A 22227-nucleotide genomic window follows, 5' to 3' on the forward strand; every position below is an offset into this window, starting at 1 on the left:
TCCCTGCTCAAGGGGTTCTATCGACCGCTGCCGCGCATCGGTTAGCCGGCCGGTGCCGGGCGCGCCGCACGGGAGTGCGCCGGGTGCGCCGACGTGCGCGCGCTCAGCCCTCCAGGTCGAGGTATGCCGGGTGGTCGGCCGGGGCCGACGGCACCAGTCGCACGGCGCCGAGGTGCGCCTGCGCGTCGTCGCGCTGACGCGAGAGCTCGGCCGCCCGGCGATGCTGGGCCGCCAGGATCCGCCGCGCGCGCGGCGCGAGCGCGGCCGGAAGCGGGTTCGCGGCGGGGCGCCACTCGGCGTAGACGTCCGTCTCCAGCGCGCGCTCGAACTCGTCCAGGAGCGCTGCCCACTCGGCGTGGGCGGGGTCGAGCGGCAGCGCCGCCGCCGCCTGCTCAGGCATCGGCGCGGGCGGGGAAGGGCGTGACGACGGCGGGGGCGTTGGCGGCGATGACGAGCTGGGCCGCCTCATGCCACGCGTCGCGCAGGGGCGCGATCAGCTCGCGGCAGGTGCGGGTGCGCTCGGGGTCGCGACCCACGTTCGCTCCGATGAGGGTCGTGGTGACGAAGGTGTAGATGGCGCGCAGCCCCGCGCTGCCGTCCCACTCGTCGGTCAGCGACCCGTTCAGCTCGGCCACGATGGCCTGCGCGTGCTGCAGCTGGACGTTCGCCTCCTGCCAGTCGCCCGCGCGCTGAGCGCCCTCTCCGCGCTCGAGATCGAGCACGAGGCGGTCGTAGAGCATCGTGAGGAGCCGCTCCGGCGACGCGGACAGGATCGCGTCGGCCCGGTAGCGCGCCTGTGCGGCCTGCAGCTGGGCGGCGGCCCGCGTCGGGCTGGTGGGCAGGGTCATCGCGGCGGCGGATCCGAACGGGGTCATCAGCGGTCTCCCTTGCTCGACGGCGCGAGCGCATCCAGCTGCGACGTGAGGTAGTCGGCTTGCGCATTCATCTGCGCGAGCATGGTCTCGAGCCGCGCATAGGTGCGCTCGAGCGTGGCGCGGCGCTGGTCGAGGCGCAGGTCCCAGCGGTCGATCTGGCCCTCGAGACCCCGCACCTCGCTCTCCTGGCCGGTGATCCGGGCGGTGAGCATCCCGGTGTGCACGTCGGAGTACTGATCCGCGGTCTCCTGCACCCGCTCTGCGATGCCGGTGAACACCTTCTGCACCTCGGCCGGGTCCTTCGCGAGCGCCGCGGTGAAGGCTGCGGAATCGAACGAGAGGACGCCCTTCTTGTCGATCGAGATGCCGATGGTGGAGGGCGAGACGCCGTCGATCGGGTACTGCACGGCGTCCCCCATCGCGCGGCGCAGCGCCCGCACGGTGCTGTCGCCGGTGAAGACACCGAGGGTGGTCGTGCCACCCGCGTCGGCGACGGTGGCCTTGGAGCCGGCGTCGATTCCCTTCAGCAGCGCCGCGATACGGGCGACGAAGTCACCGGCCGTCTTCGCGGAGGCGTTGCGATCCGCGGCGACCGTGACGGTCACCGGATCGGCGGAGGCACGGGAGACGGTGATGTCGACGCCCGGGAGCAGGTCGGCGAAGGTGTTGGTGGTCGACGTGAGGGTCTGCTCCGCGGTGGTCCCTGCCCACAGGCGCACCTGGGCGTCTGCGGCGGGAGTGATCACGGCCGAGCCGGGCTCGGCGGCGAGGTCGGTCGCGGTACCGGCATCGACGGCAGCGGCATCGCCGGCGTGGATCTGGAAGGCCCCGGCGGAGCCGGTCTGCGAGGACGAGACCTGGAGACGGTACAGCGGCGCGCCGTCGGCGTCCTTGCCCGCGGCGATCGCGCTGGCGGAGACTCCGGCACCCGCGGCGTTGATGGCTCGGGCGATCTCGGCGATCGACGTCGAGCCGGGGCGGATCTCGGTGTGCTCGCCCTTCGCGTTGGTGATCGTGAGCACCGGCGGATCGGTCGGCCATGCCGCGCGCGCGGCCGTGACCACGGTCTGCGCGGTGGCGACGCGGTCCACAACGACCTCGGTGGCGGCGGGTGCGGCGGTGGGCTTCGCGGTGACCTTCACGGCATCGCTCGAGCTGCTGGCAGTGAACGCGGCGAGCACGTCCGGCTTGGCCGCCTTCTGCGCCTGGGCGACGAGATCCTGCAGCGAGGTGTTCAGCGACTGCAGGTTCTTGATGACGACCCCCCGGTCGTCGATCTTGTTCTGCAGCAGCGTGCGCGGGATCGCCTGGACGTCCATGAGGGCGTCGATCAGGTCCGTCGTGTCCAGACCCGAGACGAGGCCGTCGAGGGAGATTCCCATAACAAGCGCCTTCTGTCGCCGTGTGCGTGTGGAGAGGAGGGGATGCCCGGGGTGGGGGCAGCACGAGTGCTGCCCCCACCCCGGGCGGATGATCCGCGCGGACGGCCCCCGTCAGGGGGACGGCCGCTCAGGATCAGCGGAGCAGCTGCAGAACGCCCTGGCCCTGCTGGTTCGCCTGAGCGAGCATCGAGGTGCCGGCCTGCGACAGGATGTTCGCGGCGGTGAACTTGACCATCTCGGAGGCCATGTCCGTGTCGGCGATGCGGCTCTTCGCGGCCGAGAGGTTCTCAGCCGAGACCTGCAGCGAGTTGATCGTCGACTCGAAGCGGTTCTGGACCGCACCGAGGTCGGCGCGCGCCGCGGAGATCGCGGTGATCTTCTCGTCGAGCAGGGCGATCGACGCCTGCGCGTTGGCAGCGGTGTCGAAGGCGAGGCCCGTCGTGGTCGAGGCGGTCGCCGCGCCCACGTCGAGACCGGTGCCGGCCGAGGCCTGCGTGCCGGCCGTGTCGCCACCGTAGACGGTGCCGCCGTTGATGGCCTTGACCGAGATGCCCGTGCCGGCGCCGTTCGCGTCCTTGTTCACCGAGACGGTGAAGTTGGCGGCGAACGCGGCGTCGCCGCGCAGCGCGTCGGCGTAGGCCTCGACGCTGTCGAACGTGCCGGCCGCGCCGAGGTTGGCGGTGGTGACCACGGTGGTCTCGCCGCCGTCGACGACGGTGAACGTGGCGGCACCCGCCAGGGCGTTGACGTCGCCCGCGGTGGCCAGGTCGAAGCTCGTGCCGCCGGTGGCGAGCGTGCCCGTCTGCAGCTCCTGCGCGAGGGCCTTGACGTTGGCCGACGACAGGTCGACGTCGATCTGGCTATTGGCGTCGCCGTCGGCGCCGACCTGGAAGGTCAGCGTCTTGTTCGAGCCATCGAGCAGGTTGATGCCGTTGAAGTTGGTGCCGGCGCCGACGCGACCCAGCTCCGAGACCAGCTGCGTGGCCTCCTTGTCGATGGCCGAACGCGACTCCTTGTTGTTCGAGTCGCTACCGGCCTGGACGGCGAGGTCGCGCAGACGCTGGAGGATCGAGTGGACCTCCGTCAGCGAGCCTTCCGCGGTCTGGATGACCGAGATGCCGTCCTGCGCGTTGCGCGCGGCCACGTTCATGCCGTTGACCTGCGAGCGCAGGCCCTCGGAGATCGCGAGGCCGGCGGCGTCGTCAGCCGCGCGGTTGATGCGGTTGCCGCTCGAGAGCTTCTCCAGCGACTTCGACAGGTCGTTCTGCGTCGACGACAGGTTGCGGTAGGCGTTCAGTGCCGACGTGTTGGTAGCGATCTGCATACCCATGGTGTATTCCTCCGTGAATGGGATCCTGTAGCGGAGCCCATCCGTGGGCTCCGAAAGGATCTATCGGCACCCGCAAGGAGGAGGTAAGTCGGGCGTTACAGCGCGGCGGCGTTCTTGAGGAAGACGTTCGCCAGACGGCGCCCGCCGCTCGCCGCGATGCGCGTGAAGTACGCGTCGCGGGCCGACTCCGACACCTTCGAGGTGGGCAGCGGCACTACGCCCGGCTCCTCCGCGAAGTAGCGGTCGAGGGCGTCGCGCAGCAGGCGCAGACCCTCGGATCGCTGCTGCGACACGGCCGAGTGCGACACACCGAGCTCCTCGGCGATCTCCTTCACCGGACGATCCTCGAAGTACACGGAGCGGACGATGTGCTGCATGCGCTCGGGCAGGGCGTCGAGGGCGCGCATCATCACCTCGCGGCGCTCGCTGAGGGCCGCGGCCTCGTCGGGGAGGGGCAGATCGCTGGCGAGCGAGAGCGCCATGGGCTCGTCCAGGGCCACCACGGCCCGGTCGGCGTCGGCGAGCGACTCGGAGACCGCCGCCGCGTCGACACCCATGGTCGAGGCGATCTCGGCGACCGTGGGCGTGCGCCCGAGGGCCGCGGCGAGAGTGTCGCGGACCGCGATGGTCTCCTTGATGCGACGACGGATGCCGCGAGAGGCCCAGTCCATCGCGCGCATCTCGTCGGCGAACGAGCCGAGGATGCGGCGACGCGCGTAGGCGCCGAAGGGCACACCGAGACCCGGATCGAAGGCGTCCGCCGCCGAGACCAGGGCGAGGGCGCCCGCCGCGGCGAGCTCCTCGCGAGGCACATGCGTGGCCCTCGCACTCAGCTCGGCGGCGAGGAAGCCGACGAGGGGGAGGTTGTCCACGATGAGGCGATTGCGCTCGGCTCGCGTCGTCATTGGTATCTGCCGCTCTTCAGGGGGGTTTGGCGGGGTGGTGCTGGCCTCGGGGGAAGGCCGTGCGGATGTGGGATCCGCATGTGGGGCTGTCGGTGAGAATATCTACGTCCACAGGTATTTCTCAAGAAACGCCCGGGGATTATCTGTTTTCTCGTTCTCACACGTGAATGGGGAGTGCTCCCCATGCATGTTCGTAACCGTAGCGGCGAGCCCGCCGATAGTGGCGAAAAGACGCAACCACTGGGAGTGTCGCGATGGGGAAGGACCCGAACGAGATGGCAGCCAACGAGCTTTCCGCGCAGCTGTGGCGCGAGCGCGAGCTGATGGAGATGCTGCTGTTCAAGCTGGACGAGCAGCAGCTCCTGCTGGAGTCCGGTCGCGCGCGCTGGATCCATTTCGCCACGCGGGAGGTCGAGCAGGTGCTCGATCGCATCCGCCAGGCGGGCCTCGGCCGCGCTGTCGAGGTCGCCGCCGTCGCCGACGAGTGGGGCGCCCCCGAGGATGCGACCCTCCGCGAGCTGATCGAGCACGCCCCGACCGACGCGTGGCGCGAGGTGTTCGCCGAGCACCTGCGCGCGATGACCGAGCTGACCGGCGAGGTCGCGCAGCTGCGCGATGCGAACGAGCTGCACCTGCGCGCCGCCGTGCGCGCGACCCAGGAGGCGATCGCGGGTCTCGGAATCCGCTCGGGCGAGTACGACGCCGGTGGTGCGGTCGCCCGCGGCGACGCGGCGCCCCGCATCCTCGACACCGACCTCTGATCCCCTTCCGCCTTCCCACCCCGACGGAGACCTCTTGTCGACCTTCACCGGACTGAACACCGCCGCCTCGGCGCTGACCGCCGCACGCCGCGGCATCGAGCTCACCGGGCAGAACATCGCCAACCAGGGCACCACGGGCTACACCCGCCAGCGCCTGGAGACCTCCGCGGTCGGGGCGGTCGCCCAGGCCGGCCGGTTCACCACGGGCGTCGTCCCGGGGCAGGGTGTGCGCCTGGACGGCATCACCCGCATCGGCGACGCGGTGCTCGACGCCCGGGTCCGTGATGCGCTCGGCGCCTCCGGCTTCTGGACGGTGCGCGCGGAAGCCGCCCGCACCGCGGAGGCCGTGATGGCGGAGCCCACCAAGGAGGGCCTCGCGCACGGCCTGTCGCAGTTCTGGGCCGGATGGCAGGACCTCTCGAACACCCCCGACTCGGACGCCGCGGCCGCGGTCGTGCTCTCGAGCGCCGCGGTGCTCGCGGGCCAGATCGCCGCCGGGTACACCGCCGCGAGCACGCAGTGGAGCGATGCCCGCGGGGGCATCGAGCGCACGGTCTCCGAGGTCAACACCGCGGCCGACCAGGTGGCGGGCCTCAACCGCGACATCCGCGACGCCCTGAACGCGGGGCGCTCCGCGAACGAGCTGATCGATCAGCGCAACGTCCTCGTCGAGCGCCTCGCTCGCACCGCCGGCGCATCGGGCACGGTCGAGGCGGACGGCACGCTCACCGTTCGCGTCGACGGCAACGCGCTCGTGTCCGGCGACACCGCCCGCCACCTCGTCGTCGCCGGCCCGGTCGGCATCTCGACGGGCGACCCCGTCACCGTCGCGTGGGCCCACCGCCCGGGCGAGCCGATCAGCGAGCTCGGCGGCGAGCTCGGCGGCACGGTTTCGCTCCTCGCGCCCGCCGACGAGGGCGGCATGCTCGCCGGCCTCGCCGACACCTACAACCGCCTCGCGACCGAACTCGCCACGCGGGTCAACGCCCAGCACGCCGCGGGTGTCACCGCGGCGGGCGCCCCCGGCGGCGACTTCTTCGCCCTCGCGGCCGGCGCGCCCGCGGCCCTCGGCCTGACCGTCGTGCCCACCAGCGGCTCGCAGCTCGCGCTCGCGGCCCCCGGGGCCGGCGCCGTCGACGCGACCAACGCCGATGCCATCTCGCAGATCGGATCGGGCGCCGGATCGCCCGACGCCCTGTGGGCCGACTTCGTCACCTCGTTCGCCGTGCACACGGCCGGCGACGGGCAGCGCGCCAGCGTGGCCGAGGTCGCCGCCGTCACCAGCGTCGCCGCGCAGCAGTCGGTGGCCGGCGTCGACGGCGACGAGGAGACCATCGCGCTGATGACCTACCAGACCGCCTATCAGGCCGCCGCCCGTGTGCTCACGGCGGTCGACGAGGCGCTCGACGTGCTGATCAACCGCACCGGCATGGTCGGCCGTTGATCCGGCGCCCCACGAACGGACAAGGAGCCGCATGATCTCCCGCACCACCGCGCACACGATGACCCAGTCGTCGCTGCGCAACCTGCAGACCAACCTCGACGCGCTCGGACGCCTGCAGCAGATGGCGACGTCGCAGCGTGCGTTCCTCGCGCCGTCCGACAACCCGTCCGCGACGGCGACGACGCTGGGCCTGCACGCCGAGCAGGTGCGCAACGGTCAGTTCGCGCGAAACGTCGACGACGCGATGGCGTGGACCGCCACGGTCGACTCCGCGCTCACCTCGAGCACCGCCCTCCTGCAGCGCGTGCGTGTGCTGACGCTGCAGGGCGCGAACGACGGCGCGATGGACGCCACCGCGAAGGAGGCGATCGCGGTCGAGCTCGAGGGCATCCGCGACGAGCTGCTCGCGGCCGCCAACACCAAGCTGCTGGGGCGCACGGTGTTCGCCGGCACCTCGGACGCCGGATACGCCTTCCAGCCCGATGGCGCCGGGGGGTACGACTTCAGCGGGGCGCCCGGGTCGTCCGTCGAGCGACGCCTCTCCGCCGGGGTCACCGTGCGGGTCGACGCCGATGGATCGCAGGCGTTCGGGAGCGGCGCGGACACCGTGTTCGCGCTGGTCGACGACATCATCGCCGGCCTGCGCGGCGGCGTGAACGTCGGCGCCGAGGTGAGCCGCATCGATGACAGCATGGCGCGTATGCTCAGTGCCCAGGGCGCGGTCGGCGCGCGCCAGGCGCAGATCGAGCGGGCGAAGGAGGCCACCGTGGACGCATCCGTCTCACTCGAGTCGCGCCGCTCGGCGGTCGAGAACGTCGACTCGGTCGAGGTCCTCGTCGAGCTCCAGGCGCAGGAGCTCGTCTACCGCTCGGCCCTCCAGGTCACCAGCCGTGTGCTGCAGCCGACGCTGATGGACTTCCTCTCGTGACCGCGGTGATCGCCTCGGTGGACCTCAGCTTCGTGACGCCGCCGCCGGGCCTGGACCCCCACACCGACTTCGCGCTGTCGCCGCTCGACGGGGCCGAGGGGCTCTTCTCGCTGCGCGCCGCGAGCGATCCCGAGCTGCGGATGTTCCTCGTCGACCCGAGGCTTGTGCCCCTCGGGCGCGATTACGCGCCGGTCCTCACCGATGCCCAGGCCGACGACCTCTCGCTCACCTCTCCCGAGGACGCGCTGGTGCTGGTCGTGGCGAACCCCGGGGCCGACGGCGTGCACGTCAACCTGCTCGCCCCCGTCGTCGTCAACACGACCACGGGATCGGCCGCGCAGGTGATCCTCGAGGGTCAGGACCTCCCGGTCCGAGCGCCGCTGCGCTGATCGCCGCCCGGCGACAGCCGGGTGACGGCGATGGTCACGGGCTCCGCGTCCACCTCGACGAAGACCTCCGCGGCACCGGTCTCGGTGACGAACCCCGAGCCGAGGGCGACCCGCAGCGGCCGCGGCTCGCCGCGGCGCCGCCGCACCCGCGCGCGGGCGCCGTTCTCGTCCCACTCGAGTCGCTCGATGACCACGCCACCGCGCGCGGTGAGCCCCGTGATCCATCCGTGTGCGGCCCATTCGCCGGGCAGGGCCGGGAACAGCGTGACCGACTCCTGATCCGAGCCGACCAGCATCGCCGCCACGAGGGCGGGCAGGCCGCCGCTGGCGTCGAGGTTGAAGATCCGGCCGGCGTCGTGGGTCGTGGTCAGGGCGGGGGTCCAGTGCTCGAGCGCGAGCCATTCCGCGCAGCGCAGCGCGGCGGGCGCATCTCCGAGAGCTGCGGCTGCCAGACCCAGCTGCACCAGTCCGAACGCCATCTCCATGCGCCCGGGAGGGGCGGTGGGATCGGCGGCGCGCCACGCGATCCGCTCCTCGATCGAGCGGCGCGCGGCGGCCCGCAGCCGCCGTGCCTGTGGGGAGTCGCCGCGGAAGGCGTCGTCGACCTCGTACCAGAGGGGGTACAGGTGCGACGCGTGCCGGTGCGCGTGGTTCTGCGGCCAGCGGGGGTCGAGCCACTCGGCGAGGGTGCCGTCGTCGGCGATGCGATAGGCGGGGAGCCGTTCGAGCACTCGCTCCCACCGCGTGGCGAGTGAGTCGTCGCCGCGCGCCGCGGCGAGCACCGCCGTGCTGCGGGCGGCGTCGCGCAGGATCGCGATGTCCATCGTCGCCTCGGAGGCGATCGGCGAGCCGCCCGGTTCGGGGGAGTTCTCGGGGGAGTAGCCGGGGGCGAGACGGTGCACGCCGTCGCGCTCGACCAGTGCCGTCTCGGCGAACTCGAGCACGCCGACGGCCAGCTCCCACAGGACGTCGTCGACAAGCGAGGCATCATCGGCGGTGCTCACGAGATCCGCGGCGATCCGCAGCGCCCAGCCGCCGCCGCCCGTCCAGAACACGTGCGGGAAGTCCGGCGAGAAGTGGTTCGCGCGGCCGTGCGTCGACATCCGCGCCGGCAGCAGCATGCCCGCCGCGCCGAAGATGCGGCGCGCGTTCGCGCGGTAGTCGTCGAGGTGCGGCAGCACGAGGCGGAGCAGGCTGGCCGCCAGCTCGGGCGTGCCGGTGGGGATGAGGCTCGCGATCCCGCCGTTCTGGACGTTGCCGTTCATCGTGTAGTCGGCCGACCACGCGGGCGTCCACGTCCCCTGCCAGACGCCTTGCAGGGTCGGGGGCAGCTCGCCCGTCGCGGCGATCGCGTTCGCTCGCCCTGACAGGTAGGCGATCTCCATCGCGCGTCGCCGGGCGCGGGCATCGCCCACCCGGGCCGCCCGCCACGTGTCCTCCGTCATGACCGGGTCCGTGCCGGCGCCGAGGTCGAGAGCCGAGCGCCGCACCAGCGCCGTATGGGTGCGCTCCTGGTGGCGGATCACCGCATCCCAGTCCTCGGGGGCGGTCACCGGCTCCGGCGTCGGTGCGGCGCCGGCCCGGATCCGCACCCGCAGCGTTGCCCGCTCTCCGGCGGCGAGGGCGAGCGACGCCTCCAGGGCGGTGCCGGTGGCGTCGGCGGACCAGCCGCCACCGCCGCTGGCCGTGGTCTCGGCGATCGGCGTCCCGTCGGTCCTGGCCGAGGCGAGGACACGCCCCTCCGTGCCCGCCGCGACGACCGCGTCCACGAGGCCCGCATAGGCGGGTGCCCAGGTCGTCGCGGCGTTCGCGGCGGCGGGTTCCGCGCGATCGAGGCCCAGGCGAAGGGCCACCTCCCGCGGGCGCTCGGACTCGAACGCGATCCAGACGTCCTCGGTGCCGCGCGGGGCGATGACGCGCATCGTGAGGCCCCCGTCGGCACCCTCCCAGTGCAGCGACACCTCGCCGCCGGCCGGGTCGCAGCGCCGCACCGACGGGCCCGCCGCCACCGGCAGCGCGATCTCGAGGGTCGCGCAGATGCCCAGCGGATCGGTCCAGACGAGGTCGCGCTCGAAGCCCGAGACCTCGGCCGCGGCGGCCATCAGGCGGCCCGCGCCCTCACCGTCGCCCGCGAGCGCTCGCTCGCGGATCGCGTCGAGCGACGGTGCGAGAAGCGGCGCCGCCGGGCGGGGGTTGGCCGGCAGGAAGCTGCGCTCGTGGGCGAACGAGACGGTCTGGCGGGCCGTGTCCCCGAAGACGATCGCGCCCACGCGGCCGCTGCCCGCGATCAGGCCCTGCTCCCATGTCGGCGCGGCCGTGCGGGTGGAGAAGACGGCGCCCTCATCGGCGCGTGCGTCGGTGGTCGTCACGCAGGCCAGCCTCCTGCGAGCGGCGGACGCAGGAGGAGGATTTGCGCAAAAAAACCGACCCTCCTGTACACCCTTCCGAGCCCGTTGCTAGCTTCGGGGCACCCTGCGCCAGGACTCGGCGATCGACCCCGCACCGGCGCGGAATCCCGCAGCACCCGCGATCCCCAAAGGAGAGGAACGTCGTGAAGAAACGTCTTGCATTCGCCCCGCTCGCGCTGATCGGAGCCGTCGCGCTCGCGATCACCGGCTGCACCGGAGGATCCGGATCCGCCGGCGGCGGGGCCGGCGGTGAGCCGAAGGGCGACCCGAACGCCGAGGTCGAGTTCTGGTCGTTCACAGGCATCAACCAGAAGGACGGCGTCGACAAGTACCTCGAGCTGAAGCCAGACGCCAAGGTCAAGCTCTCGGAGGTGGGCAGCACCACCGAGACCGCGACGGCGCTGACGGCCGCGCTCGCCGGAGGCAAGGTGCCGGATCTCGTGATGATCCAGAACGACGACCTGCCGAAGTTCGTCGAGAACCCCGGCAACTTCGTCGACCTCCGCACCCTCGGCGGCGACGACGTGGGCGAGCCGTACCTCGACTGGGCCGTGAACGCGGCCACCGGAGAGAACGGCGAGGTCATCGGCATCCCGACCGATGTGGGAGGCCTGAGCTTCGCGTACCGCGCCGATCTCTTCGAGGCGGCGGGGCTGCCGACGGATCCCGACGAGGTCGCGGAGGCCTGGTCGACGTGGGACAAGTTCATCGAGATGGGCGAGAAGTACACCGAGGCGACCGGCGAGCCGTTCGTCGACAACGTCGAGACCACGGTCTTCTTCGCCACAGTGAACCAGGTGTCCGAGAAGTACTACTCGGACGACGGCGAGGTGATCTTCGAGTCGAACCCCGAGGTCAAGGACGCCTTCCAGGTCGCCGTCGACACGTACGACGCCGGCATCAGCGCCGGGATCGCCGCATGGTCGTCCGGGTGGGCGCCCGGCAAGGCCAACGGCTCCTTCGCCGTGACCACCGCGCCGTCCTGGATCCTCCAGGGGCTGAAGACCGACGCCCCCGACACCGAGGGCCTCTGGCGGGTCGCCACCTTGCCCGAAGGTGCCGGCAACTGGGGCGGCAGCGTGATCGCGATCCCCGCGCGCGCCGAGAACCCCGCGGGCGCCTGGCAGTACATCGAGACGATGATGTCGCCCGACGCCCAGCTCGAGCACTTCACCGAGACCGGCACCTTCCCCGCCGCCGAGACGGCGCTGGAGAGCGAGGAGGTCACCTCCTACACCGACCCGTTCTTCGGCGACTCGAAGATCGGCGAGGTCATGGCGCAGTCGGTGCTCGGCTTCAGCGAGTTCTACAACGGCCCCGACACCAGCGCCATCGGCGGTGCGCTCCTGAACGCGCTCGTCGACATGGAGGCGGGCAACACGGCCCCCGAGGACGCCTGGAAGACCGGCGTCGACAGCGCCAACGCCGCCCTCGGCGGCTGACGCCAGACACCGAACAGCGGCCGCCCCGGGGCGAGAGCCCCGGGGCGGCCGCCCGGACAGAGGAGCCCGTGTGACCACCACCGCCACCACCCCGGCAGCGACCACGACCATGGCCATCATCACGCGCGGAGGACCGAAGGGGCGTCGACCACCGGCCCGCCGCATCCGCAGCTCGTGGGCCGAGCGTGTGGCGCCGTACGCCTACATCGCGCCGTTCTTCGTGATCTTCGCGATCTTCGGCCTGTTCCCGCTGCTGTTCACGTTCTACGTCGCCCTGTTCGACTGGAACCCCATCGGGGATCAGGTGTTCGTCGGGTTCGCGAACTTCGAGCGCCTGTTCGCCGACGCGCGCTTCTGGAACGCCTTCGTCAACACCTTCGGGATCTTCCTCATCTCGACGATCCCTCAGCTGGCGCTCGCGCTGCTTCTCGCGCACCTGCTCAACCACGCGCGCCTGAAGTACGCGAACTTCTTCCGCATGGCGCTGCTGGTGCCCTACATCACCTCCGTCGCGGCCACCGCGATCGTGTTCGCGCAGATCTTCGATCGCAACTTCGGCCTCATCAACTGGGTGCTGGGGATCTTCGGCCTCCCGTCGGTCAACTTCCTCGCCTCCCAGGTCGGATCCTGGGTCGTCATCTCGGCCATGGTGATGTGGCGCTGGTTCGGCTACAACACGCTCCTGTACCTCGCGGGACTGCAGGCGATCCCGCGCGAGATCTACGAGGCGGCGTCCGTGGACGGCGCCTCGAGCCGGCAGCAGTTCTTCCATCTCACGATCCCGGCGCTGCGGCCGATCATCATCTTCACCGTGATCATGTCGACCATCGGGGGGCTGCAGATCTTCACCGAGCCGCTGCTGGTGGCCCCGGAGGCGGGTCTGACCTGCGGGGCTGCCCGCCAGTGCCAGACCCTCTCGCTGTTCCTCTACGAGCAGGGCTTCGGGCAGTTCGACTTCGGCTACGGCTCGGCCATCGGCGTCGCGCTGTTCGTGATCGTCGTCGTCGCGGCCCTGATCAACTTCTTCCTGTCCACCCGCACCCGAGGAGAGCGCTGATGTCCGACGTGATCGAGCGGACCCCCGTGCGACGACGCGCGCGAGGCGGGCGCGTGGGGCGCGTCGGATGGCCCACCTACCTGGGGCTCAGCCTCGCGGTGATCGTCAGCGTCTTTCCGCTGTACTACATGTTCGTCATCGCCTCCGTGGGCGCACAGGCGGTGACCTCCAGCCCGCCGCGGCTGTACCCGGGCCTGAACTTCTTCGACGTGGCGGCCAAGGTCTTCGAGACGGTGCCCTTCCTGGCCTCGCTCGCCAACAGCGTGCTGGTGTCGCTCACGATCGCCGTGGTGGCCTCGATCCTGTGCGCGCTCGCGGGCTTCGCCTTCGCGAAGCTCGACTTCCCCGGACGCAACGTGCTGTTCCTGATCGTCCTGCTGACGATGACCGTGCCGGCGCAGCTGAGCGTGATCCCGCAGTACCTGATCGTGTCGTGGCTGAACTGGGTCGACACGCTGCAGGCGATCATCGTGCCGGGGCTGGCGAGCGCGTTCGGCATCTTCTGGATGCGGCAGCACATGGCGACGACGCTCAGCGACGAGCTCATCCAGGCCGCGCGCATGGATGGGTGCAACAGCTGGCAGCTGTTCTGGCGGATCGCCTTCCCGATCGTGCGGCCGGCGGCCTTCGTGCTCGGGCTGATCAATTTCACCGCCGTGTGGAACGACTTCATGTGGCCGTTCATCGTCCTGAAGTCGCCCGAGCTGTTCACCGTCCAGATCGCGATCAAGCAGCTTCAGGCGAACCGGTCGATCGACCTGGCGCTCGCCATGGGCGGATCGTTCCTGGCGACCCTGCCGCTGCTCGTGGTGTTCTTCTTCGTCGGACGCCGCATGGTGGCCGGCATCATGGACGGCGCCTTCAAGGGCTGAGATCGCCCGGGGCCGCGCCGGCGGCCCCGGGTGCCGCGCCCGGTGAGGCGCGCCTCAGCCGGCCGGGGCGACCGCGACGGCGCGCAGCACCAGGGCGCGCTCGGGGAGGGGATGCGGGATGTCCAGCCCGATGCCCGTGAGCACCGACCCCGCGATCGCCGTGTCGGTGTCGACGCCCTCGCCGAGCCAGGGTGCACGCGTGAGCCAGGCGGGCAGATGCCACGGCGCACCCATGCCGCTGCCGCTGGCGACCTCGAGGCGGTAGCGCCGGCCGGCGTCGAGCCCCGGCAGCGTCACGCGGGTGCTGGAGTCGGCCGACAGCGACGGCGTCAGCACCGAGTACACGGCCTCTGACCCATCGGCGGCGACGACCCCGCGCAGGCTGAACGACGCCGCATCGAGCCCGCCGCCGGTGACGGCCGCACCCGTCGCGATGGTGCCGCGCACCGCGCGGTACGCCCCGATCCAGCGGGCGAGGGCGGCGCGCTCGTCGTCGTCGGCCTCGCGCAGATCCCATTCGATCCCGAAGTGGCCGAGGAAGGCGAGGGCGCAGCGGGTGTGCAGGTCGTGGGTGCGGCCCGTCACCGACGAGGTCGGAGATGCCACATGCGAGCCGAGCATCTCGGGCGGCACCAGCACGCCGCTCCAGCGCAGGATCCGGGCGCGATCCAGCGGGTCGTGGTTGTCGGAGGGATGGATCCGATCTGTGCGCTCGAGGATGCCGAGGTCGACCCGGCCGCCGCCGGAGGCGCACGACTCGATCTCGAGATCCGGATGACGGCGCCGCAGCTCGTCCACGAGCCGGTACACCGCGAGGGTCTGGTCGTGGACGGCCGGGGCACCGGTGGCGGGGTGGCCCGCCTCGACGAGGTCGCGGTTGTGATCCCACTTCAGGTAGGCCACGCCCCACTGGGCGACGAGCCCGTCGAGCGTGTCGAGGATGTGCGCGAACGCCTCCGGATTGGTGAGGTCGAGCACCTGCTGGAACCGCGTCTGCGGCGGCAGCTCGGCGCGCGCCCGGAGGATCCAGTCCGGATGCGCGCGTGCGAGATCCGAATCCTCGTTGATCATCTCGGGCTCGACCCACAGGCCGAACTCCATGCCGAGCGCGCGCACCCGATCGGCGAGGGGCCCGAGGCCCTCGGGCCAGATCACCGGGTCGGCGGTCCAGTCGCCGAGCCCCCGCCGGTCGTCGCGGCGGCCGGCGAACCAGCCGTCGTCGACCACGAACCGCTCGACGCCGAGATCCGCGGCGCGCTCGGCGAGGTCGGTGAGCACCTCGAGGCTCTGGTCGAAGTACACCGCCTCCCACACGTTGAGCGTGACCGGGCGCGGCCGCCGCGCCGCGCGCGAGACCCGGCGCAGATGCGCGTGGAATCGGGCGGACGCCTCGTCGATGCCCGTGCCGTGGCTGCCGTGCACCCAGGGGCTCACGTACTCCTCGCCCGTGCCCAGGCGCACCTCGCCGGGCAGCAGCAGCTCACCCAGGCGCAGCGTCTGCCGGCCGTCGGTGCGCTCGACCGCGTGCTCGTGCCCGCCGCTGAAGCCGACATGGCCGATCCAGACCTCGCCCATGCGCGCGTCGAAGCCGGGGGTCCCGAGGGCGATGACCGTGGTCGCGTCGAGCCCGGTGCGCCCTCGGCGCGACTCGCGGCTGTGCAGCCCGTGCGTCACCCGGTGCCGTTGCGGGACGCGCTCGGTGGCCCAGCGGCCCGAGAAGTCGAGCATGTCGTGAGCGCCGACCGGCACGGGGAGCGCCGCCGTCACGCCGGAGATCTCGAGGGGCTCTGCCGACGGGGCCGTGTTGCGCACGGTGGTGCGGGTGCGCAGCAGGCCGGCGGCGTCGAGCACGATCTCGACGTCGACCTCGATCCCGGCCCACGGGTCTGCGGCGTTGACCACCACGTGCCCGGAGCGCGCCTCGTGCGACTCCCCGGCGGACAGCTCGCGATCGCGGTCGTCGGTGTCAGGAGTCCGCACCGTCATGCGGGTGACCTGCAGCCGCGGCGCCCAGGCGGATCCGGCCCGGTGCGCGGCCAGGCCCGGTCGGCCGGCCCAGCCCCGCGCGGCCTCGGGAAGGATCGAGGGCGTGTAGGTCAGGTCGGACACGCCGTCGATGCCGCTGCGTCGCTCGCCCTCGAACACCTCGACCAGGTCCGAGACGGGCGCGTGCATCGCGCGACCCCAGTGGGTGATCACGGGCAGCTGGTCATCGCGCTGCGCGATGACGAGCGAGACGCCCGAGGCGGACAGATGCACGAGGCGGGGGAGCGGCATGCCGCTCAGTATCGAACGCTCCCGCCCGATCCGGCTCGCGAACGGGGTTATTGCGCAAGACGAGGCGACGTGGCGGTCAGCCCTCCGTGGCCCGGACCGTCGACCCGCGCACCTGCAGGGAGGTCGGAAGCTCGATGACGCGCTGGTCGCCGGCGGTCGGCTCCAGCAGCGCCCGCACGGCGGCGGAGGCCATCTCGCGGATCGGCTGGCGGACCGTGGTGAGCGGCGGATGCAGCCACTTCGCGCCTCGCACGTCGTCGAAGCCGACGACCATCAGGTCCCTCGGGATGTCCAGCCCGAGGTCGGCGGCCGCGCGGTAGGCGCCCGCCGCCATCTCGTCCGAGCAGGCGAACAGGCCGATCGGCCCCTCGCCCCTGGCCGCCGCCAGAGCGGGCAGGCACGCCCGACGTGCGCTGGGGGCCGTCCAGTCGCCGTGCACCCGGGTGATCTCGGCGTCCGGGAGGAGGGCGCGCACGGCGGTCTCGAAGCCGTCGACGCGCGCGCGGCCGTAGCGGTACGACGGCGCTCCGCCGACGACGATGAAGCGGCGGGCGCCCTGCTCGACGAGGTGCTCGGCGGCCTCCGCACCGCCGGCGCCGTCGGTCGTGCGCACGCTCGTGAGCGGGTGCGCGACCTCCGACCAGGGGTCGAGCAGCACGATCGGCAGCCCCGCCTCGTCCAGGATCGCCAGCTGTGTCCGCGTGGGCATGATGAGCCCGATCACCACGCCCGCCGACCCCCGCGCGCGGATCCGCATAGGCCAGTCGTCGTCGGGGACGTCGCGTTCGGCGGTCAGCACCAGGTCGTAGCCCAGCTCCGCGGCCGCGGTGCGCGCTCCCGTGGTCACCTCGTCCGTGTACGGATCGTGGAAGTGACCGAGCACGAGGTCGACGACCTGCGAGGGGCGGCTGCGCGGGCGGCCGCGGTTCTCGCCGTCGGGGGAGTGCCCGAGCAGCCGCGCGGCGGCCAGGATGCGCGCGCGCGTCTGCGGCCCGATGTCACCGGCTCCGCGCAGCACGCGCGAGACGGTCGACACGCTCACACCCGTCTCCTGCGCGATGCGCGAGAGGGTCACGCGGCTCATACGACCTCCTGGCGCGCGGCGGCGGACGTCGGCGTCGGCGCGTGCCCAGTGTCCCAGAGCGGCCCTTTATTGCGCAATTTGTGGGCGCAGTGCCCGGGGGCGCCCGCCCCTCCGAGCGGGTCGGAGGGGCGGATCGGGCCGGAGCCCTGGTCAGGCCAGGGCGTCGACCAGGCGCTGGGCGGTGGCGACCGACGACTGCGGGTTCTGTCCGCTGATCAGGGCGCCGTCGACGACGACCGTGCTGCTCCATGCGGCGCCGGGCTGGGGCATCGCGCCGAGCTCGGTCAGACGCGAGGCGACGAGGTACGGCGAGTTCTCGCCGAGGCCGCCCGTGAGCTCCTCCTCGTCCGTGAACACCGCCAGGCGCCTCCCGGCGAACGCGAACGAGCCGTCCTCGCGCACGGCGCTGAGCAGGCCGGCCGGTCCGTGGCACAGCACGGCCACCGTGGTGCCCTGCTCGGCCGCGTCGATCAGCAGGCGGCCGAGGTCCGGGTCGCTCGCGAGATCGGCCATGGGGCCGTGTCCGCCCGGAAGCGCGTAGGCGTCGTACGCGCCGGGCTCGATGTCGGCGAGGGCGAGCGGGGCGTCGAGTTCACCCGCGAGCGCGTCGAGGTACGCGGCGATCTCCGCGCCCGCCTCGGTCGTGGTGTCGAGGCTGCCCTGGTCGACGGTCGGGCGCCGGGCACCAGGGGTGGCGAAGCGGACGGTGTGGCCCGCGGCGGTCAGCCCGCGGTGCAACTCGACGAGCTCCTCGGCCCAGAAGCCCGTCGGGTGCGCGGTCCCGTCCTTCAGCGTCAGGGTGTCGGCGCCGGAAACGACCATCAGAACGTCAGCCATGGGATCTCCTCTTTCACGAAGTCATGTGCGGCCGTGCGCCCCACGAGGGAAGAGAACCACACGGGATCGGATCCATTCCGTAGGATCATGAGAGGTCATAGATTTTCCGATGGACCGCATCTGGGCGAGAGAGGGGGAGTGATGCGCGACCTCGACCTGCTCGCCACCTTCCTCGAGGTGCACCGCGCCGCGTCCATCACGGGCGCGGCCACCCGGCTCGGCATGAGCCAGCCCGCCGTCAGCGAGCGCCTCGCGCGGCTCGAGCGGCAGGTGGGGGAGCCCCTGTTCACCCGCTCGCGGGCGGGCGTTGTGGCGACACCGGCGGGTGATCGGCTCGCGGCCCGGGTGGCGGAGCCCGTCGACAGGCTGCGCCAGGTGTGGGCCGAACCCGCGTCGGAGGTCGCGGGGCTCGTGCGGATCGGCGGCGCCAGCGACGTCATCGCCGCGCGGGTCGTGCCGGCCCTGGCGCCCCTGGTCGCGCGCGGGCTGCGGGCGGAGTTCACCCTCGGGCTGGCGGGCGACCTGCTCGATCGCGCGGCCCTCGGCGAGCTCGATCTTGTGCTCTCCTCCATCCGGCGCACCGGCCCGGGGGTGCGCTACCGCGGCCTCATCGACGAGGAGTTCGTCCTGGTCGGCCCGCCGGCGCTCGCCCGCACGATCGATCCCGCACGGCTCGCCGACGATCCGCTGGCGGCGCTGGCGCACCTGCCGCTCGTCGCCTACGACGCCCAGCTGTCGATCATCCGGAGGTACTGGCGAAGCCAGTTCGGCCGTCGCCCGGCCAACCCCGTGGTGCTGGTGGTGCCGGACCTGCGTGGTGTGCTCGCCGCGGTGGTGGCGGGCGTGGGCGTCTCCGCCGTCCCGCGGTACCTGGCCGATCCGGCGATCTCCTCGGGCACCGTCGAGGTGCTGCACCATCCGGCCGAGCCGCCCCTGAACACCCTGCATCTGGCGATCCCCTCGCAGGAGCCGCCGAGCGCCGCGACCTCGTCCGTGATCGACCGCCTCATCGAGCGTGCGAGGACGTGGGACACCCTCTGAACCCGCCACCAGGCCTTTTCTGGTAGAGTGAATCCGCACGTTCGACGTCTGGTCATTCCAGAGCCCCTCTCACCGGCTCCCGGACCGACGAACTGCCCTCTTGATCGCGAGCCGCGATCCGCCGCCCGAGTGCACTGCCCGGGCGTCCATGGAAACACCCGCGTGCGTCGACGACGATGCGCGCACACGAAAGATCATGACAATCACCGCAGTACCTTCTGTCCATCACTCCGTCTCCGATGCGGACGTCCACTGGAAGCAGGCCGACCACGACGTGTTCGTGGCGACCGTCCACAACGAGTTCGCCGGATTCATCTCCGTCGAGGGCGCCGAGCACACCGTTCACACGGCGCACTCCGAGCCCATCGGCACCTATCGCAACCTCCGCGAGGCCCGTGCGGCCCTCGGGCAGCACCTCACGCGCTCGAAGACCGCCGCCCCGCGCCCGAACCAGCACCCCGCGCGGCGTCGCCGCTGGCTGGCCCTCGGACGCTGACCTCCGCGCGCCCTGGGAGTCGTGTATGCGTCCGCTCCGTATGCCGGACGAAGTATGCCTCTCCCTGTAGCGTTAGGCGTCAGCGATCGGCGACCGCCTTTGGCTTTCTGAGGTCCCCGCGCGCAAGCGCTCGGCGGCCGACCGAACGACAGGGGCGTCGCATATGTCCTCCTCGCACACCCTCGAACGGACGTCCACTCTCGGTCCCGTTCGCCAGACTTACGCCGGCACCACCGAGTTCCCGCCTATGGCCCGCGCCTACACCCAGGTGTCGCAGGTCGTCCGCGAGACCGGGCTGCTCAAGCGCACCGGGTGGTTCTACGCCATCGTCGGCGCGGTTCTCGCGCTCTGCTTCGGCGGCGTGATCACCGGCTTCATCCTCCTCGGCGACAGCTGGTTCCAGCTGCTGATGGCGGGTGCCCTCGGCATCCTCTTCACCCAGGTGGCGTTCCTCGCTCACGAGGCCGCGCACAAGCAGATCCTCACGAGCGGCCCCGCGGGTGAGCGCCTCGCGCGCTTCCTCGCCTCCGGCGTCGTCGGCATCAGCCTCTCGTGGTGGGATGCGAAGCACACCCGCCACCACGGCAACCCGAACCGCGTCGGCAAGGACCCCGACATCGACGTGGACACCATCTCGTTCCTGGACGCCGACGCGGCCCAGGCCAAGGGCCTGCGCCGCTGGATCACCCAGCGCCAGGGCTGGCTGTTCTTCCCGCTGCTGACGCTCGAGGGCCTGAACCTGCACTACCTCGGCATCCGTCACCTGCTCTCGCGCGGACCGGTCAAGGCGCGCTGGACCGAGCTCGGCCTCATCGCGCTGCGCCTCGCGGCGCTCCTCGTTCCCGTCTTCCTGCTGCTTCCGGTCGGGATGGCGTTCGCCTTCGTCGGCGTGCAGCTGGCCGTGTTCGGCGTGTACATGGGCGCCTCGTTCGCCCCGAACCACAAGGGCATGCCGATCATCGCCCCCGACGCGAAGCTCGACTTCTTCTCGAAGCAGGTGCGCACCTCGCGCAACGTGTCCGGCGGCTGGTGGGCGACCATGCTCATGGGCGGCCTGAACTACCAGGTCGAGCACCACCTGTTCCCGAACATGCCGCGCCCGCACCTCGCGCAGGCGCGCGAGATCGTCCGCGAGTACTGCGCCTCGTTCGACGTGCCGTACACCGAGACCACGCTGTGGCGCTCGTACGGCATCGTCATCTCGTACCTCAACCGGGTGGGCCTCGCCGCCCGCGACCCGTTCGACTGCCCCGCCGCGGCGAGCTTCCGCTAGCCGCTGGCAGGAATCCTGCGCTGATCGTCCGTCGGACGCCCCTTTCACCGGGCTCCGGCGGACGTTCGCGTATCCGGCGGCCCCGAGAATGAGGGGATGAGCAGCACGCCGCCCCCCTCCGCCCGCCGGATCCATCCCGCGTGGATCGTCGCGGGGGTCGCCTTCCTCGCGCTTGTGGGCGCGGCGGGGTTCCGCGCGGCGCCGAGCGTGTTCATGGTGCCGATCGAGACCGAGCTCGGCTTCAGCCGCACCGACCTCTCGCTCGCCATCGGCATCAACATCGTGCTCTACGGCCTGACGGCCCCCTTCGCCGCGGCCCTGATGGACCGGTTCGGGATCCGACGCGTCACCTTCTTCGCGCTGATCCTTATCGCCCTGGGAGCGGTGCTGGGCACCTTCGCGACGGCGCCCTTCGTCCTGTGGCTCACGTGGGGTCTGCTGATCGGGGTGGGCACCGGGTCGATGGCGATGGTGTTCGCCGCCACCGTCACGCAGCGCTGGTTCGTGCGGCATCGCGGCGTGGTGTCGGGCGTGCTGAGCGCCGGGTCGGCCACGGGCCAGCTCGTCTTCCTGCCGCCGACCGCGTGGCTGGCCACCGAGTACGGATGGCGCGAGGCGAGCCTGGTCGTGGCCACCGGCGCCCTGGTGGTCGTCCCGCTGGTGGCCTGGTTCCTCCACGACTCCCCGGATCGGATCGGGCACCTGCCGTTCGGGGCGGACCCGGCGAACCCTCCCGCTCCGCCGGCGCGATCGACGGTCAACCCCGCGCTCCTGGCGCTGCGCGCGCTGCGCCGGGCCGCGCATCACCGCACGTTCTGGGCCCTGGTGGTCGGCTTCGCGGTGTGCGGCGCGTCGACGAACGGCCTGATCGGCGCGCACTTCATCCCCGCCGCGCACGACCACGGCATGACCGAGCCGGTCGCCGCGGGGCTGCTCGCCACCGTCGGCGTGTTCGACATCGCGGGCACCGTGCTCTCCGGCTGGCTCACCGACCGCGTCAACCCGCGCATCCTCCTCGCCATCTACTACGCGGGCCGCGGGGTCAGCCTGGTGTTCCTGCCGTTCCTGCTGTCGGCCGAGGTGCAGCCGCCGATGTGGTTCTTCATCGTGTTCTACGGCCTCGACTGGGTCGCGACCGTCCCGCCCACCATCGCGCTGTGCCGTGAGCTGTTCGGCGAGAGCGGCCCGCTCGTGTTCGGCTGGGTGTTCGCGAGCCACCAGCTCGGAGCCGGCGTCGCGACGGTGCTGGCCGGCATCGTGCGTGACACCACCGGCCAGTACACGATCGCCTGGTTCGCCGCCGCGGGGCTCTGTCTTGTGGCCGCCCTGGTCTCCTTCCGGATCCGTCGCGCCCCGGCCGCGGAGCACGATCCGGAGCAGATCGCGCGCGTGCCGTGACGCGATGTCCGTGACCCCGCGTAGCCTC

Annotated in this window: 20 protein-coding genes; 11 read left to right on the forward strand and 9 right to left on the reverse strand. The window is 72.0% G+C overall.

What is annotated here, in order from left to right:
• Positions 1-103: 103 nt before the first annotated feature.
• The 5 genes from ACOKGD_RS05035 to ACOKGD_RS05055 all read right to left on the reverse strand — a co-directional run bounded on the left by ACOKGD_RS05035 (position 104) and on the right by ACOKGD_RS05055 (position 4492).
• Positions 104-400, reverse strand: a complete 297-nt coding sequence (locus tag ACOKGD_RS05035) for a hypothetical protein (RefSeq protein WP_342335389.1) — start codon at positions 398-400, stop codon at positions 104-106.
• Positions 393-875 (reverse strand): flagellar export chaperone FliS, encoded by a 483-nt coding sequence (fliS, locus tag ACOKGD_RS05040; RefSeq protein ID WP_342335387.1) that lies wholly within the window; start codon positions 873-875, stop codon positions 393-395. The genes ACOKGD_RS05035 and fliS overlap by 8 nt, the downstream gene beginning before the upstream one ends.
• A complete protein-coding gene (gene fliD / locus ACOKGD_RS05045; RefSeq protein ID WP_342335386.1) occupies positions 875-2257 on the reverse strand; it encodes a flagellar filament capping protein FliD in 1383 nt (460 codons plus the stop codon). The genes fliS and fliD overlap by 1 nt, the downstream gene beginning before the upstream one ends.
• Positions 2258-2390: 133 nt before the next feature.
• A complete protein-coding gene (locus ACOKGD_RS05050) occupies positions 2391-3587 on the reverse strand; it encodes a flagellin N-terminal helical domain-containing protein (RefSeq protein WP_342335385.1) in 1197 nt (398 codons plus the stop codon).
• Between the two features lie 95 nt (positions 3588-3682).
• A complete protein-coding gene (locus tag ACOKGD_RS05055) occupies positions 3683-4492 on the reverse strand; it encodes a sigma-70 family RNA polymerase sigma factor (RefSeq protein WP_342335383.1) in 810 nt (269 codons plus the stop codon).
• Between the two features lie 275 nt (positions 4493-4767).
• Here ACOKGD_RS05055 and flgN point away from each other — a divergent pair, with 275 nt between their 5' ends.
• From flgN to ACOKGD_RS05075, 4 genes are read left to right on the forward strand one after another with little or no spacing between them, the layout of a single operon-like run.
• Positions 4768-5253 (forward strand): flagellar export chaperone FlgN, encoded by a 486-nt coding sequence (gene flgN / locus ACOKGD_RS05060; protein ID WP_421355111.1) that lies wholly within the window; start codon positions 4768-4770, stop codon positions 5251-5253.
• Between the two features lie 34 nt (positions 5254-5287).
• Entirely contained in the window at positions 5288-6697 is a 1410-nt protein-coding gene (gene flgK, locus ACOKGD_RS05065; RefSeq protein WP_342335379.1) for a flagellar hook-associated protein FlgK, read from the forward strand.
• A gap of 31 nt (positions 6698-6728) precedes the next feature.
• A complete protein-coding gene (locus tag ACOKGD_RS05070; RefSeq protein WP_342335378.1) occupies positions 6729-7625 on the forward strand; it encodes a flagellin N-terminal helical domain-containing protein in 897 nt (298 codons plus the stop codon).
• On the forward strand, positions 7622-8014 hold the full coding sequence (locus tag ACOKGD_RS05075) for a flagellar assembly protein FliW (protein WP_342335376.1): 393 nt from the start codon (positions 7622-7624) through the stop codon (positions 8012-8014). Before ACOKGD_RS05070 ends, ACOKGD_RS05075 begins: the two co-directional genes overlap by 4 nt.
• Here ACOKGD_RS05075 and ACOKGD_RS05080 read toward each other — a convergent pair.
• A complete protein-coding gene (locus ACOKGD_RS05080) occupies positions 7981-10383 on the reverse strand; it encodes a glycosyl hydrolase family 95 catalytic domain-containing protein (RefSeq protein WP_342335375.1) in 2403 nt (800 codons plus the stop codon). The genes ACOKGD_RS05075 and ACOKGD_RS05080 overlap by 34 nt on opposite strands.
• Before the next feature lie 182 nt (positions 10384-10565).
• Here ACOKGD_RS05080 and ACOKGD_RS05085 point away from each other — a divergent pair, with 182 nt between their 5' ends.
• The 3 genes from ACOKGD_RS05085 to ACOKGD_RS05095 all read left to right on the forward strand — a co-directional run bounded on the left by ACOKGD_RS05085 (position 10566) and on the right by ACOKGD_RS05095 (position 13793).
• Positions 10566-11864 carry an ABC transporter substrate-binding protein gene (locus ACOKGD_RS05085; RefSeq protein ID WP_342335374.1) on the forward strand — a complete coding sequence of 433 codons (1299 nt, stop codon included), beginning with the start codon at positions 10566-10568 and terminating at the stop codon, positions 11862-11864.
• 70 nt (positions 11865-11934) lie between these two features.
• Positions 11935-12921 carry a carbohydrate ABC transporter permease gene (locus ACOKGD_RS05090; protein ID WP_342335372.1) on the forward strand — a complete coding sequence of 329 codons (987 nt, stop codon included), beginning with the start codon at positions 11935-11937 and terminating at the stop codon, positions 12919-12921.
• On the forward strand, positions 12921-13793 hold the full coding sequence (locus tag ACOKGD_RS05095) for a carbohydrate ABC transporter permease (RefSeq protein WP_342335370.1): 873 nt from the start codon (positions 12921-12923) through the stop codon (positions 13791-13793). The genes ACOKGD_RS05090 and ACOKGD_RS05095 overlap by 1 nt, the downstream gene beginning before the upstream one ends.
• A 54-nt stretch (positions 13794-13847) precedes the next feature.
• Here the strand turns inward: ACOKGD_RS05095 and ACOKGD_RS05100 are convergent, their stop codons facing one another.
• The 3 genes from ACOKGD_RS05100 to ACOKGD_RS05110 form a co-directional block, all read right to left on the reverse strand.
• Positions 13848-16070 carry an alpha-galactosidase gene (locus ACOKGD_RS05100; protein ID WP_342335368.1) on the reverse strand — a complete coding sequence of 741 codons (2223 nt, stop codon included), beginning with the start codon at positions 16068-16070 and terminating at the stop codon, positions 13848-13850.
• A 76-nt stretch (positions 16071-16146) separates the two neighbouring features.
• Positions 16147-17154: a LacI family DNA-binding transcriptional regulator gene (locus ACOKGD_RS05105; RefSeq protein ID WP_342335366.1), complete on the reverse strand. Its 1008-nt coding sequence runs from the start codon at positions 17152-17154 to the stop codon at positions 16147-16149.
• 150 nt (positions 17155-17304) lie between these two features.
• Entirely contained in the window at positions 17305-17991 is a 687-nt protein-coding gene (locus tag ACOKGD_RS05110; RefSeq protein ID WP_342335365.1) for a type 1 glutamine amidotransferase domain-containing protein, read from the reverse strand.
• Between the two features lie 141 nt (positions 17992-18132).
• Between ACOKGD_RS05110 and ACOKGD_RS05115 the strand changes: the two genes are divergently transcribed.
• From ACOKGD_RS05115 to ACOKGD_RS05130, 4 genes are all read left to right on the forward strand, one after another.
• Positions 18133-19032, forward strand: a complete 900-nt coding sequence (locus ACOKGD_RS05115; protein ID WP_342335364.1) for a LysR family transcriptional regulator — start codon at positions 18133-18135, stop codon at positions 19030-19032.
• A 196-nt stretch (positions 19033-19228) separates the two neighbouring features.
• Positions 19229-19528, forward strand: a complete 300-nt coding sequence (locus ACOKGD_RS05120) for a hypothetical protein (RefSeq protein WP_342335363.1) — start codon at positions 19229-19231, stop codon at positions 19526-19528.
• Positions 19529-19691: 163 nt separating this feature from the next.
• Entirely contained in the window at positions 19692-20801 is a 1110-nt protein-coding gene (locus ACOKGD_RS05125) for a fatty acid desaturase family protein (RefSeq protein ID WP_342335362.1), read from the forward strand.
• A gap of 96 nt (positions 20802-20897) precedes the next feature.
• Positions 20898-22199, forward strand: coding sequence for an MFS transporter (locus ACOKGD_RS05130; protein ID WP_342335360.1), 1302 nt, complete (start codon positions 20898-20900; stop codon positions 22197-22199).
• The last annotated feature ends 28 nt before the right edge of the window (positions 22200-22227 follow it).

This window comes from Microbacterium phosphatis, assembly GCF_049177115.1.
In the GTDB taxonomy this organism is placed as follows: domain Bacteria; phylum Actinomycetota; class Actinomycetes; order Actinomycetales; family Microbacteriaceae; genus Microbacterium; species Microbacterium phosphatis.